This is a genomic window from Burkholderia sp. S171 (genome assembly GCF_009766085.1).
In the GTDB taxonomy this organism is placed as follows: domain Bacteria; phylum Pseudomonadota; class Gammaproteobacteria; order Burkholderiales; family Burkholderiaceae; genus Caballeronia.
Genome location: NZ_LMUF01000026.1, coordinates 460 through 15,036, shown reverse-complemented (window position 1 = coordinate 15,036; position 14,577 = coordinate 460). Strand labels below are relative to the sequence as shown.

11 protein-coding genes are annotated in these 14,577 nt (G+C 59.7%); 2 read left to right on the top strand and 9 right to left on the bottom strand.

From position 1 onward, the window contains the following. Window positions 1-7 precede the first annotated feature (7 nt). From murF to coq7, 7 genes are all read right to left on the bottom strand, one after another. A complete protein-coding gene (gene murF, locus GSQ93_RS12220) occupies window positions 8-1,420 on the bottom strand; it encodes a UDP-N-acetylmuramoyl-tripeptide--D-alanyl-D-alanine ligase (RefSeq protein ID WP_158935911.1) in 1,413 nt (470 codons plus the stop codon). Beyond that, window positions 1,417-2,961, bottom strand: coding sequence for a UDP-N-acetylmuramoyl-L-alanyl-D-glutamate--2,6-diaminopimelate ligase (locus GSQ93_RS12215; RefSeq protein WP_158935910.1), 1,545 nt, complete (start codon window positions 2,959-2,961; stop codon window positions 1,417-1,419). The genes murF and GSQ93_RS12215 overlap by 4 nt, the downstream gene beginning before the upstream one ends. Continuing rightward, window positions 2,958-4,823, bottom strand: coding sequence for a penicillin-binding protein 2 (locus GSQ93_RS12210; protein ID WP_158935909.1), 1,866 nt, complete (start codon window positions 4,821-4,823; stop codon window positions 2,958-2,960). Before GSQ93_RS12210 ends, GSQ93_RS12215 begins: the two co-directional genes overlap by 4 nt. Then, a complete protein-coding gene (gene ftsL / locus GSQ93_RS12205; RefSeq protein ID WP_158935908.1) occupies window positions 4,820-5,164 on the bottom strand; it encodes a cell division protein FtsL in 345 nt (114 codons plus the stop codon). The genes GSQ93_RS12210 and ftsL overlap by 4 nt, the downstream gene beginning before the upstream one ends. Further along, entirely contained in the window at window positions 5,161-6,126 is a 966-nt protein-coding gene (rsmH, locus tag GSQ93_RS12200) for a 16S rRNA (cytosine(1402)-N(4))-methyltransferase RsmH (protein ID WP_158935907.1), read from the bottom strand. Before rsmH ends, ftsL begins: the two co-directional genes overlap by 4 nt. Window positions 6,127-6,154: 28 nt before the next feature. After that, on the bottom strand, window positions 6,155-6,583 hold the full coding sequence (gene mraZ / locus GSQ93_RS12195; RefSeq protein WP_158935906.1) for a division/cell wall cluster transcriptional repressor MraZ: 429 nt from the start codon (window positions 6,581-6,583) through the stop codon (window positions 6,155-6,157). Between the two features lie 400 nt (window positions 6,584-6,983). Beyond that, window positions 6,984-7,643 (bottom strand): 2-polyprenyl-3-methyl-6-methoxy-1,4-benzoquinone monooxygenase, encoded by a 660-nt coding sequence (coq7, locus tag GSQ93_RS12190; RefSeq protein ID WP_158935905.1) that lies wholly within the window; start codon window positions 7,641-7,643, stop codon window positions 6,984-6,986. A gap of 315 nt (window positions 7,644-7,958) precedes the next feature. On the opposite strand from coq7, the gene GSQ93_RS12185 reads away from it, so the two are divergent. Next, window positions 7,959-9,110 carry a porin gene (locus tag GSQ93_RS12185; RefSeq protein WP_158935904.1) on the top strand — a complete coding sequence of 384 codons (1,152 nt, stop codon included), beginning with the start codon at window positions 7,959-7,961 and terminating at the stop codon, window positions 9,108-9,110. Between the two features lie 168 nt (window positions 9,111-9,278). Here the strand turns inward: GSQ93_RS12185 and GSQ93_RS12180 are convergent, their stop codons facing one another. Both GSQ93_RS12180 and GSQ93_RS12175 read right to left on the bottom strand, forming a co-directional pair. Then, window positions 9,279-10,952 (bottom strand): long-chain fatty acid--CoA ligase, encoded by a 1,674-nt coding sequence (locus GSQ93_RS12180; protein WP_158935903.1) that lies wholly within the window; start codon window positions 10,950-10,952, stop codon window positions 9,279-9,281. Window positions 10,953-11,116: 164 nt separating this feature from the next. Then, window positions 11,117-13,198, bottom strand: a complete 2,082-nt coding sequence (locus tag GSQ93_RS12175) for a molybdopterin-dependent oxidoreductase (RefSeq protein WP_158935902.1) — start codon at window positions 13,196-13,198, stop codon at window positions 11,117-11,119. A gap of 168 nt (window positions 13,199-13,366) precedes the next feature. Between GSQ93_RS12175 and GSQ93_RS12170 the strand changes: the two genes are divergently transcribed. Further along, on the top strand, window positions 13,367-14,577 hold a 1,211-nt coding region (locus GSQ93_RS12170; protein ID WP_158935901.1), incomplete at its 3' end, for a M20 aminoacylase family protein.

The following is a 14,577-nucleotide window of genomic DNA, read 5'->3' as shown; positions in this document are numbered from 1 at the left end:
TTCTTCTTCAGTGCGCAGCGGGCGTTTTGCCCGTTGCGGGTTGGTGTGGACTCGTCACGGCGTCCACCACGCGTTCCATCTGCATGAAGCGCGAGCCTTTCACGAGAAACGTGGCGTCAGGTCCGAAGCCGGCGCCGGTGAGTGCTGCAATGAGTGAGGTGATATTGGTGAAATGTTGTCCTGCCGGGCCGAAGGCTTTGCTTGAATCGATGCTCGCATCGCCGAGTGCATACAGCACGTCGATACCCCGTTGCGCCGCGTAAGCACCCACTTCACGATGAAACGCCGGCCCTTGATCGCCGACTTCGCCCATGTCGCCCATGACCAGAACACGCGGCGACGGTTGCGACGCGAGCACGTCGATAGCCGCGCGCATGGAGTCGGGATTCGAGTTGTACGTATCGTCGATAACAGTCGCGCCTTCGATCGGTTTGAGCACTGCGCGCTTCACTTGCAGGCGTCCCTTTACCGGCTCAAAAGCTTCGAGCCCGCGCTTGACGGCGTCGAGTGAAACATTCGCTGCAAGAGCGGCAGCCGTAGCCGCCAATGCATTGCGCGCGTTGTGTTCACCCAGCACGCCCAAAGCGACGTCGAGCGCGCCTTGCGGCGTGCTGATCTTGAGTGTCGCGCCAACCAGCTTTCCGGTCACGGCCGCGGCCGTTTGCGATGCGTCCGTATGCAACGCGAAATCCAAAATCGGATTGCCCGTCGCGGCGACGCGCCAGATGCTCGCGTATTTGTCGTCGGCGGGGAAAACGGCCGTGCCGTTGGCGGCCAGCGCGTGAATCACCGAGGCGTGTTCGAGCGCGACTGCTTCCACCGTCGCCATGAATTCCTGATGCTCGCGCTGCGCGTTGTTGACGACAGCAACCGTAGGCGCAGCGATCTTGCCGAGCGTTTCGGTTTCGCCCGGATGATTCATGCCCAGCTCGATGACCGCCAGCTTGTGTGATTCATTCAGACGGAACAACGTCAGCGGCAAGCCGATGTCGTTGTTGAAATTGCCTGCCGTCGCAAGCCGCGCGCTTTCGCCCACAGCAGCCGCGAGGATCGACGCGATCATTTCCTTGACCGTAGTCTTGCCATTGCTGCCGGTGACTGCAATCAGCGGAATCGTAAAACGCTTGCGCCATCCGTGGGCCAACGCGCCGAGCGCCACGCGCGTGTCCTTCACCTTGATCGCAGGCACGTGAAAATCGTCCGGCGTGTGCGTGACCAACGCCGCTGCAATGCCGCGCTGCGCCACTTGCGGCAGGAACGTGTGGGCATCGAAACGATCGCCCTTGATCGCGATGAACAGATCGCCCGGACCGGCTGTGCGGCTATCCGTCGATACCCGGTCGAACGCGACGTTTTCATCGCCTATGACGGTCGCACCCGGAATCTGCAACGCGGCGTCGCGCAGTGTGAACAGCGTCATTCGCCACCTCCGCGCGCTTGCGTGGCGCGAGCGGCAAGCGCAAGACGTGCGTGATCCTGATCGGAGAATGCGCGCTTTTTTCCCATGATTTCCTGCGTGGCTTCGTGGCCCTTGCCGGCCAGCACGACCACGTCCTCGCGCGCCGCGGTGCGGATCGCCTGGAGGATCGCGCTCGCGCGGTCTTCTATACGACGCGCTTTCGACGCGTCATGAAAGCCCGCAGCAATCTGATCGATGATCGCAAGCGGATCTTCTCCGCGCGGGTTATCGCTTGTGATCACGATGTGATCCGCATTCTTCTCCGCAATCGCACCCATCAGCGGACGCTTGGTTGCATCCCGATCGCCGCCGCAGCCGAACATGCAGATCAACTGACCGCCACGCGTTTCGGCGATCGGGCGCAGCGCTGCCAGCGTTTTCTCTAGCGCGTCCGGCGTATGCGCGTAGTCGATCACCACCAGCGGCTCATCGTTCTGCAAACGGCCGCCGAGGCGTTGCATCCGTCCACTTACCGGTTCGAGCTTCGTGATCTGCCCGAGCGCGGCGTCGAGCGGAATCTGCGCAGCCAGCAACGCGCCCAGCACGCCGAGCAGATTGCTTACGTTGAATTCGCCGAGCGTCGCGACTTCCACGTCGGCGTCGCCCCAGTCGGAACTCAGGTGGAACGCCGTGCCCGTCGCGGTGGCGCGCACGCGGCTGGCAAGCAGCAGGGCGTCGGCTTTGACTTCGGCGCCGGTGGCATTTTCAGCAATTCCATACGCAATCGTTCGCGTCCTGCCGTGACACGATGCAATCAGGCGCTGTCCACCCAGGTCGTCGCGATTGATCACCGCGGCTTTCAACGCCGGCCACGCGAACAGCTTCGCCTTCGCCCCTTCGTACGCGGCGAACGTGCCGTGATAGTCCAGGTGGTCCTGCGTAAGATTCGTGAAGATGGCAATGTCAAACTTCGTGCCATTCACACGCCCCTGATGCAACGCATGCGACGACACTTCCATGGCCACGGCCTTCGCGCCATCAGTCTTGAATTGGGCAAACGTACGTTGCAGTTGTGGCGCGTCGGGAGTCGTAAAACCGGAATGCACGAGCTTGCCCGGCATGCCACTTCCCAGCGTCCCGACCACCGCGCACGGTGTAGCCAACGCCGACAGCGCCGTTGCAAGCCAATGGCTGCACGACGTCTTGCCGTTCGTGCCGGTCACGCCGGCGACCAGCATGGAGTCCGTGGGTTCGCCGTACCACGCCGACGCGATCGACCCGGCCAGTTCATTCAGCGCCTTGACCGCAAACGCACGCGACGCGTCCGGCTTGCCGCTGAAATTCTCCGGCTGATACAGCACGGCAGCGGCGCCGTTTTGGAGCGCGGCATCGATGAAAGGACGGCTGTCCGCGCCATCCACTGCGTAGGCAAAAAACACATCACCGGGTTTCAGCGAGCGCGAGTCGGCATGCAATTGCGCATCGGCGCCCGCGTGCGCACGCAACCACTCAACCGCTTTCGCGATCCGCGCCTGCTGCTTGACCAAGTCCAAACCGCTCATCGAACGACTCCCGGGTGATTCTTCGGATTCGTCGATACCTTCAGCTTCTTCGGCGCATTCGTGTTCGTGTTCGTCGCGTTCGGCTTCTTGATGTCGGTGGCAGGCGTGCTGGAGGCGGGGTCATCGGACACCACCATCTGCTTCACCGCCATGTCGGGCGGAATGTTCAGCGAACGCAAGGTATCGCCGGCGATAGCCGAGAACACCGGACCCGACACCTGGCCGCCAAAGTGGCTGCCGGCCGTCGGTTCATCAACCGACACCGCCACCACGATGCGCGGATCCGGCATCGGCCCCATGCCGACAAACGATGCGCGATACCGCGATTTATCGTAGCCGCGTCCTGCGTGCTTGTACGCCGTACCCGACTTCCCCCCCACGCGATACCCCGGCACGGCGGCATCCGGCGACGTACCGCCCTTCGCCGTCACCATTTCCAGCATGGCGCGCACTTCACGCGCGGTGGTCGGCGCAAATACTTGTGGCCCCGTCACGGGCGCGTCGCCCGGCGTGCGGAAAATAGAGACCGGCAACACCTGCCCGTCATGCGCGATGGCCGTGTAGGCACGCGCAAGCTGGAACAGCGACGCCGACAGGCCATAGCCATACGACATGGTCGCCTGCTCAATCCGGCGCCAGCTTTTCCACGGCCGCAGCCGACCCGACACCGCGCCCGGGAAACCCACCTTCGGCGCTTGCCCGAGCCCGATACTCGTATACATGTTCCACATCTCTTCGGGCCTCAACTGCATCGCGATCTTGGTGGCGCCAATGTTGCTCGACTTCTGGATCACGCCGCCCACGGTCAGCACGCCGAACCCCGAGTCGTCGGTAATACGCGCGCCGTCGAGCACGAACGAACCGTTGCCGGTATCGACGAGCGTGTTCGGCGTGACGCGATGCAGATCGAGCGCCAGCGAAATCGTAAAAGGCTTCATGATCGAGCCCGGCTCGAACGTGTCCGTCATGATCCGGTTGCGCAACTGCTCGCCGGTCATGCGCGAGCGGTCGTTCGGGTTGTAGGTCGGGTAATTGACGAGCGCCAGCACTTCACCGGTCTTTACGTCGATCACGATCGCCGCACCCGCCTTCGCCTTGAACTTCTCCACGGCGGCTTTCAGGTTCGTGTACGCGATGTATTGGATCTTGCTATCGATCGACAACTCCACGTCGTCACCGTTATGCGGCACGACCTGCTCGTCCACGTCCTCGACGATGTGCCCCATCCGGTCCTTGATCACGCGACGCATGCCTGGCGTACCGGCGAGAACGCCCTGATCGCCAAGTTCCACGCCTTCCTGACCCTTGTCTTCAATATTAGTAAAGCCGATCAGATGCGCCGTGATCTCGCCTTCCGGATAGAAGCGCTTGTATTCACCCCGCGAATAAATACCGGGAATGTCGAGCGCCGCGACTTTCTGCGCGACCTCGATCGACACCTGGCGCTTCACATAGACAAAGGTCTTGTCCATGGAAAGCTTCGCGCGCAGTTCCTTCGGCGACATCTCGAGCAGCGTGGCGAGCTGGCCGAGCTTGTCGGCGCCTAGATCGTCGGGAACGGCTTCGGGGATTGCCCAGATCGCCTTTACCGGCAAACTGGTCGCCAGCACGAGGCCATTGCGGTCCTTGATCTGGCCGCGCGTGGCCGGCATTTCAAGCGTGCGCTGATAGCGGCTTTCACCCTGCTTCTTGAAGAACGCGTTGCCGGGGCCCTGGATCCAGAACGCACGCCCCGCGAGCGCGACGAACGCCATGAACAGCATGAACACGACGAGCTTCGAGCGCCACATGGGGAGGCGCACGGAGAGAATGGGATTGGGCGTGAAGGCGACGCCCTTGTTCTTCTTTGGCGACGGTTTCATCGTTTCACCCCGCGCGCGGGAGGAGCCGACGCCGGAACCGGCGCAGGCAACGGCGCGTCCGTTGCCGTCGACGTCGCCGGGTCATAGTTCAGATATTGCGTGCGGCCCGTGGTGACGGGCTGCATCTTGAGAGACGTGGTAGCCAACTGCTCGATACGCGATGTTTTCGACAACGCGCTCTGCTGATATTGAAGCTGCGAAAAATCCTGCTGCAACTGACGCTCTTCCGACTGCGCCCTTTGCACATTGATGAAAATCTGCCGCTGCTTGTTCGAGGCGCTCACCGCCGACAACGCGCAACCGAGCACGACGATCAACAGGAAGATGTTGAGACGATTCATGGCGCCGCCTGCCCGCTAGGCTGCTCGGTAACACGCTCGGCAATCCGCATGACAGCGGAACGCGCGCGCGGGTTCGCCGCGACTTCAGCCTCAGACGCAAACACACGGCCCATCAGCTTGAGCGGCGGAGTGGGCAGATCGGCGGCGCGAATCGGCAGGCGGCGGTCGATCGCAGGCCCGCTTGCGTGGGCCTGCATGAAACGTTTGACGATCCGGTCCTCGAGCGAATGAAAGCTGATCACGACGAGGCGCCCCCCTTGCTCCAACAACGCCAATGCTGCGTCCAGAACTACTTGCAGCTCCGCAAGCTCTTGATTGATGTGAATCCGTATAGCCTGAAAGGTGCGGGTTGCCGGATCCTTACCCTTCTCACGGGTTTTGACGACATGACCCACGATTTTGGCAAGCTCGCCCGTGGTGACGAGAGGCCCAAGACTATCGGACTCTGCCCGGCGAGCAACAAGCGCCTTTGCAATCTGAAAAGCAAACCGTTCTTCCCCATAATCTTTAATCACCTCCGTCAGTTCCTGCACCGTTGCCCGCGCCAGCCATTCCGCGGCAGATTCGCCACGGCTTGGGTCCATCCGCATGTCGAGCGGGCCATCGGCCCTGAAACTGAAGCCGCGATCCGGATCGTCCACTTGCGGCGACGACACCCCCAAATCCAGCAACACGCCCGACACCTTCCCAACTCCTCGCTCGGCAGCGGCATCGGCTAACGAGGCGAAACTCTCATGCACTATGGAAAATCTTGAATCCTGAATCTGTGCCGCTGTCGCAATGGCCAACGGGTCTTTGTCGAAGGCAATCAGCCGGGCGCCTTCCGCCAGCTTCGTCAGGATCTGACGGCTGTGACCGCCGCGCCCAAACGTTCCATCTATATAAGTACCGTCCGCGCGCGTAACCAGCGCATCTACCGCCTCATCCAGCAGCACCGTGCGATGCTGCAATTCGTTTTTCATCGCAGGGGCCATGTTCTTTAGCGCCGCGTCAAAACGTAAAATTCTTCAGCGCGTCGGGCATGCCTTGCGCCATTGCCGCTTTTTCCTTCTCTGCGTAAGTCACCGCGTCCCACACTTCCAGGTAATTGCCCATGCCAAGCAGCGTCACTTCTTTGGTCAGCGATGCCGCCGCGCGTAATTCCGGCGATACCAACACCCGTCCAGCGCTATCGAGCTCGACATCCATGGCGTTGCCGAGATAGATCCGGCGAACCCAGATTGCGTCCATAGGGAGTGCAGCGATTTTCGAGCGAAAGATTTCCCACTCAGGGCGAGGAAAAAGCAACAGGCATCCATCCGGGCTCTTCGTGAGCGTAACCCGGCCTTCTGCCTGCCCTTGCAGCGCTTCCCGATAGCGAGACGGGACAGACATCCGTCCTTTCGCATCGAGCGACAGCGCCGAAGCCCCTTGGAACACTCGCCCTCTCCTCTTCACGCCACAGCGGCGCGTCACAACTTTGTTGGAATATGCCTGAAAGTGCTCGCTGAATCACACAAAAATACACTTTCTCACACCATTTCCCACTGTAGAGGAAGGCATTTCGCGGGTCAATACGATCTGGCATTTTTTGACTAAATTTGTTTGTTAGAACAATGACTTAGCGCAGACCGCTAAAGTAGGGCGAAATTTCGAAAAGCGTTATGAATGAATGACGTAGTGGCGAATGTGAAGGTACTACGTGAAATGGCGGGCAAAGACTAGGGATGGTTTTGTTCTGCGAAGGCCCACAGGACGAATTGCGGGTCAGATGCAATGCAGAAAGTAGACGAGAAACTGGGGAGCGCATCCCACCGGATTCGGCGAGATGCGTGATTGATTAAATATAGTATGCCGTGCGGGTCATGACCTTCGATGTCGCGCGCATCAACGCACGCACCGGAAACGGCAGTTCGACGCCGCCCGCGTTGATGGCCGCTACAGCATGCGCGGCTTCATCGGTACGCATTTGCTCGACGATCGCGCGCGATGCATGGTCGTTCGCAGGCAGACTCGTCATGTGGCTGTTCAAGTGCTTCTCTACCTGACGTTCAGTTTCCGCCATGAACCCGAGACTGACGCGGTCGCCAAACCTTCCCGCGATAAACCCCAGTGCCAGCGACCCGGTATACCACAACGGGTTAAGCAGACTGGGCCGCGAGTCGAGGTCGCGCAAACGTTGCATGGTCCACGCCAGATGGTCTTCTTCCTCGCGCGCCGCTTCCTCGAAGCCACGCTTCAACGTGGCCGACTTGGTCGCGAGTTTTTGCGCCTGATACAACGCCTGCGCGCACACCTCACCAACGTGATTCACGCGCATCAACGCGGCTGAATGCGCCTTCTCTTCCGCGCTCAGTGTTGTATCCGTTTCGTCGCCGGGCGACTCGGTACTGTCCACCTGAACTGGAACCACCTCCGGTATGGGGCGTGACATCCGGGATACACCGGTCATTGACCGTAGTCCGCGATCGAACTCAGAGATCAGTTCATCGAGTGTCATTTCATAACTCCTGTTTCGATCTCCTGAGCGATCTTGCACCGGACGGAGACCGATCGTCCAACCAACAAATTACCCACTCTTCAAAACGTGTAACTAGGGCAAATACGGGTCGCAAATAGCCGGAAACCTCGATTTTACTGCATGTTGCGTAAACGTCACACGAGGGAAACGGAGGAGCCGCTTTTCCTTTGTCACTAAAAGCCTCTTTGTTACATTACGTTCAACTTCAATTTTGAAGTACCGGCGGGGACGTCAACACACTGGCGCAAAGAACAGTGACCTTGCCAAACAGTTTCAACACTCTGGAGATCATCAATGAAAAAGTCGCTTCTCGCTTTGGCTGCGCTGGGTACGTTCGCAGGTGCCGCGCATGCTCAAAGCAGCGTGACGCTGTACGGCATTGTCGATGCAGGTTTCGTGTACAACAACAACTCGGCTGGCAACAAGCTGTACTCGACGAGCGCCGGTAACCTCCAAGGCGATCGTTGGGGCCTGCGTGGTACGGAAGACCTGGGCGGTGGCCTGAAGGCGCTGTTCGTGTTGGAAAACGGTTTCAACGCTTTCACCGGCAAGCTGAATCAAGGCGGTGACGAATTCGGCCGTCAAGCCTACGTTGGCCTGTCGAGCCAGTACGGTACGGTTACCCTCGGTCGTCAATACGACTCCGTGGTGGACTACACCGGTGCGTTGGAAGTCGGTAGCCAGTGGGCGTCGTTCTACGCTGCGCACCCGGGCGACCTGGACAACATGAACAACTCGAATCGGGTGAACAACTCGATCAAGTACGCAAGCACGAACTACAGTGGTATCACGTTCGGCGGCTTGTACAGCCTGGGCGGCGTTGCTGGTCAATTCAACCGCAATCAGATTTTCTCGGCTGGTCTTGGCTATGCGCAAGGTCCGTTGGTGTTGGGCGCCGGTTACTTCAACGTCAAGAACCCGAACTACTCGTTCTTCGGTAACAACTCGTCGTCGAGCGCAACGGCTTCGAACATGACGGGCTCGCAAGTGTACTCGGGCTTTGCAACGGCTAAGACGCAGCAAGTGATCTCCGCTGCCGGTGCTTACACGTTCGGCCCGGCAACTGTCGGCGCAACGTACAGCAACACGCAGTTCAAGGATCTGGGACAGACCGCTGTTGCTGGCGCGCGTGCCGTCACGGGCGACGCCAAGTTCCACAACGCCGAACTGAACTTCAAGTACCAGTTGACCCCGGCGTTGCTGCTCGGCGCAGCGTACGACTACACGAAGGGATATAGCGTCGCGAACGAAAAGATCCATCAAGGTATGTTGGGCGTGGACTACTTCCTGTCGAAGCGTACCGACCTGTATGCCGATGGTATCTATCAACACGCATCGGGCACGAACTCGCTCAACGGCACGGCTACGGCGCAGATCAACGGTTTGTCGGCATCGTCGACGGCTAACCAGGTCGCAGCTGTTGTCGGTATTCGCCACAAGTTCTAATAAGTCGTAATAAAACAGTTGTCTTGAAAGGCGCCTCCGGGCGCCTTTTTTTCGTGCTGATTCCGGTCCGGATCGAGTTGGCTTCGATGCATGTGATGAAAAAAAGGCCTCCGCATCTTGCGATGCGAAGGCCTGCTATTAATTTGCTCTTTGGCGGCTGATCCGCTGTCAGGCGTTGCCGTCGCGCAACTCCCGGCGCAATATCTTGCCGACATTACTCTTCGGCAGCTCTGTCCGGAACTCAATCACGCGCGGCCGCTTGTAGCCCGTCAACCGTTCCTTACAGAAGGCTATTACATCGGCTTCGGTCAAATGCGGATCGCGGCGAACGACAAACAGTTTGACCGCTTCGCCCGACGTCGCATCCTTCACGCCGACGGCGGCCACTTCAAAGACGCCCGGAAGCTTCGCCACCACGTCCTCAATCTCATTCGGGTACACGTTAAACCCCGACACCAGGATCATGTCCTTCTTGCGGTCCACGATTTTCACGTATCCGCGTTCGTCCATGATGCCGACGTCACCCGACTTGAAGAAGCCGTCGGTGGTCATGACTTTCGCCGTCTCATCGGGACGGTTCCAGTAGCCCGCCATCACCTGTGGACCACGAATGCAGATCTCGCCGGGCTGGCCAAGCGGCATGTCGTTGTTGTCGTCGTCGCGGATGACGAGTTCGGTGGAAGGGAACGGCAAGCCGATCGTGCCCGTGTATTCGGTCGCCGTCACCGGATTGCACGTCACGCACGGAGATGTTTCGGACAACCCATAACCTTCGATAATCGGCGAACCCGTTGTCTCGAACCATCGCTTCGCTACGGCTTCCTGCACAGCCATGCCACCACCGTTCGCCGCGATCAGCTTGGAAAAATCGAGCTTGGCGAATTCGGGATTGTTCAGCAGCGCGTTGTACAGCGTGTTCACGGCCGGAAACGTGTTGATTTGGAAGCCTTTCAGCTCCTTGATCGTGCCCGGGATATCGCGCGGATTCGGGATCAGGATACCCATGCCGCCCGTACGCAGGGTCAGGAAGCCGCAAACGGTCAGCGCGAAGATGTGATAAAGCGGCAGCGCCACGACGGTCACAAACTGATCGATGTCCGGTCGGTTCTTGCGTCCCGGTTCGAGCCAGACTTCGGACTGCAAGACGTTCGCAATCAGGTTCCGATGCAACAGCATCGCGCCCTTCGCTACCCCGGTCGTACCACCGGTGTACTGGAGAAAAGCGATGTCGTCGGGACCTTGCTTGATGGGTTTGAGCGTTTCACGCGTACCTTGTCGAAGGGCTGCGTTGAAACTCACATGGCCAGGAAGGCTCCACGCCGGCACTAACTTCTTCACACGCCGGACGACAAAGTTGACGATCACGCCTTTCGCGCCCATCAGGTCGCCCATCGACGCAACCACCACATGCTTGATCGCGGTGTTTTTCGCGACGGCCTGCACGGTATGCGCGAAGTTCTCGAGCACGACGATTGCCTCGGCGCCGGAATCCCTCAACTGATGCTCGAGTTCACGCGGCGTATAGAGCGGATTCACGTTCACAACGATATAACCCGCACGCAAAATGGCGGCGATCGCGACCGGGTATTGCAGCACGTTCGGCATCATGATCGCGACGCGTGCGCCGGTCTTAAGCCCTCGCGACTGGAACCACGCAGCTAGCCGAGCGGACAGCGTGTCGAGTTCGCCATAGGTGATCGCCTTGCCCATGCAGACAAACGCGCGTTTGCTGCGATGTTCGCGAAAACTCTCATCCAGCAAATCAGAAAGCGAGTTGTACCGGGTCTCATCGATTTCCTGGGGCACGCCTGCCGGATAGGACTTCAGCCAAATTTTTTCCATACGGCGTCTCCTTTGTATGATTTTAGAATGGTCGTGCGAAAATTGTCCGTAGCGCATCGTAGCCGCTCGATCGCATTCCGACAACCGGGTTAGACGCCAGCTTCCAATCTCACCCGTTCGTGCTTCCCCTTACGCCTGCTGGCTTCCACGCAATTTTCCTCAACTCAGTAAGCCGTCTCGACCTCCACGAGACAGTCATAAAATGTCGCTGACCCGCCCAGATCGGTCAGCGCCTGGCTCGTTACCTGGTTGGCGTTGCAGCCATCCGGCGCGAGTTTCTTCCACCATACCGATAACCCCACCACTACGCCTTCCCGCGCGCGATCGGTCACCCGCACACGCGCTTGCATCGAACCGCGGTCGTTGAATACGCGCACCAATTCACCTTCGGTGATCTGACGAGCGTGGGCGTCGGCGGGATGCATGTCGAGATGCGGTTCACCCTCTGTTGATCGCAGGCTTTCCACATTGACGAAGCTGCTGTTGAGGAAATTCCGCGCGGGCGGCGAGATCATCGCAAGCGGATAACGCGCGGCGAGTGCCGGCGCGTACTCGGCGGATTCGTACGGCGGCAGGTAATCGGGCACGGGTTCCAGTCCCGCACGTTGCAAACGCTCGCTGAAAAATTCACATTTCCCCGATGGCGTGTGGAAACCGCCCTCGGCGAACGGCGCTTCCGCCAGCTTGAGTTGCGCCCAGCCTTTTGTCTTCAGCGTGTCCCAGGTCACGCCGGCCAGCGCGGGATCGTCCCAGCGGAATGCCTTCGACGCCAGCGCTTCATCGCTTTCAAATAGCGCCGGATGCGTCAGCCCCATCGCCTTGGCCAGGCCGCGGAAAATCTCCGTGTTCGCCCGCGACTCACCCACCGGCGCGATCGCCGGCAAGTTCGCCATCACGTGCGTGTGGCCGTATGACTTGTGGGCATCGAGGTGCTCTAGCTGCGTGGTCGCCGGCAGGATGAGGTCGGCGTAGTCGGCGGTATCGGTCTGGAAATGTTCGAGCACAATAGTGAACAGATCCTCACGCGCGAACCCTGCCGCGACTTTCGCGGAATCCGGGGCGACGGCGACCGGGTTCGAGTTGTAGACGATCAGTGCTTCGACTTTCGGGCCGAAGCTGGCGTCGCCGGCGTGCAGCAACGCGTCGCCGATAGCATTCATGTTCACGATACGCGGCAGTTTCGACGGCCATCCCGGCAACAAGTCCGGCCGTTCGAGCGCGTTGACATCGACCGGTGCCCAACTCGACGACGATAGCAGCAAGCCCCCCGACCGCTCGCGCCATGCGCCCGTCAGCGAAGGCAGACAGGCGATTGCGCGAACCGCATTGCCACCGCCGCGGACGCGCTGCATACCGTAGTTGAGGCGTATCGATGCTTTTTTCGTCGATCCGAAAGCCCGCGCGAGATCGACCACCACCTTCTCTTCGATCCCGCATATTTCCGCAACACGCGCCGGCGGATAAGCGTCGGCGCGTGCCTTGAGTTGATCGAAACCGAGCGTGTAGGCGCCGATGTATGCCTGATCGATCAGCCCTTCACCGATCATCACATTCATCATGCCAAGCGCCAGCGCGCCGTCCGTGCCCGGTTTCAACGCAATGTGCTGATGGCATTTTTCAGCCGTCAGCGAGCGGTAGGGATCGATGGCAATCAACCGCGCACCGCGTCGCTTGGCTTCCTGCGCGCGCGTCCAGAAGTGCAGATTCGATGCGATCGAATTCGATCCCCAGATCAGGATCACTTCGCTTTCCTCGAAATACTCGGTATGCATGCCGAGACTTCCGCCGTACGTGTAACGCAAGCCCGCAGCGCCGGCAGCCGCGCAGATCGTGCGGTCCAGACGCGACGCGCCGAGCACATTGAAGAAGCGCGCCGCGATGCTCTCGCCTTGCACCAAGCCCATCGTGCCCGCGTAGCTGTACGGCAAGATGGCTTCGGGTGCGCGGACCGCGATTTCATTCAGGCGCTCAGCGGCAAATGTCAGCGCTTCATCCCAGCTCACCGCTTCGAACCGGCCCTCTCCCTTTGGACCAACGCGACGCATCGGCGTGAGCAATCGATCCCGATGGTGAGTTCGTTCGGCATAACGCGACACCTTCGTGCAAAGCACGCCTTGGGTGGGCGGATGATCGGGGTCGCCCGTCACCTTGATGGCGCGGCCGTCCTTTACGGTGACGCGCATCGCACAGGTGTCAGGGCAATCGTGCGGACAGACAGCGCGAGCGAATTCGGCGGGAGCATTCATGCGGATATCCGGAGAAAATGTGCAAAAAGCGGACAGACAAAACGATTTTATTACGATTGATCGAACTCGCCGTCTCGCGCTTCGATAAATAGTCGCGGGCGTAGAATGGTGCAATCGACGCGGACGAAAGCACGCGCAACGTTATTTTTTCAGACAGAGGCCAGTTTCATGAATCTGATTCCAGAAATCGAAGCGTCGCACGAGGAAATCAAAGCGCTGCGACGAACGATCCACGCGCATCCCGAGTTGCGTTATGAAGAAGTCGGCACAGCAAAGCTGGTCGCCGACAATCTCGAACGATGGGGTTTGGAAGTACATCGCGGCATGGGAAAGACCGGCGTCGTCGGGGTGTTGAAACGCGGCTCGGGTAAGCGATACGTGGGTTTGCGCGCCGATATGGACGCATTGCCGATCGCCGAGATCAACACGTTCGGACATCGATCGCAAAACGAAGGACGCATGCACGCATGTGGACACGACGGCCACACCGCCATGTTGCTCGGCGCGGCGAAACATCTGGCTGAGCACGGCAAGTTCGATGGCACGATCGTGTTCATCTTCCAGCCGGCTGAGGAAGGTGGCGCAGGTGCCAAGGCGATGATTGAGGACGGGCTGTTCGAACAATTTCCCGTCGATGCCGTGTTCGGGATCCACAATTGGCCAGGCATGCCCGCCGGCCACTTCGGGGTCACGCCCGGTCCGATCATGGCGTCGAGCAATGAATTTCGCATCAATATCAAGGGCATTGGTTCGCATGCGGCGCTACCGCACAGCGGACGCGACCCGGTTTTTACGGCAGTCCAGATCGCCAATGGGCTGCAAGGGATCATCACGCGTAGCAAAAAGCCCATCGATACCGCCGTCCTTTCGATCACGCAGATCCATGCTGGAGATACGTCGAATGTCGTCCCCGATGACGCCTGGCTCGGTGGCACGGTGCGAACATTTACCGTCGAGACACTCGATTTGATCGAGCACCGGATGCGGACGATTGCAGAGGCGACTGCGGCGGCCTACGAGTGCGAGGTTTCCATCGACTTTCATCGCAACTATCCGCCCACGATCAACGACGCTGAGCAGACGCGCTTCGCGGCGACGGTGATGACGGAAGTAGTTGGGAAAGAAAACGTCAATGCCTCCGTCGAACCCACGATGGGCGCCGAGGACTTCGCTTTCATGCTGCTCGCGAAGCCAGGTTGCTATGCGTTTTTGGGGAATGGCGAAGGGTCACATCGGGAAACTGGACACGGCTTGGGGCCCTGCACACTTCACAACGCAAGCTACGATTTCAACGACTCGCTGTTGTCGGTCGGATCAACGTATTGGGTGCGGCTTGCAGAAAAGTTTCTGGCTGCGGGAGGAGATCAAGCGACGCGGTG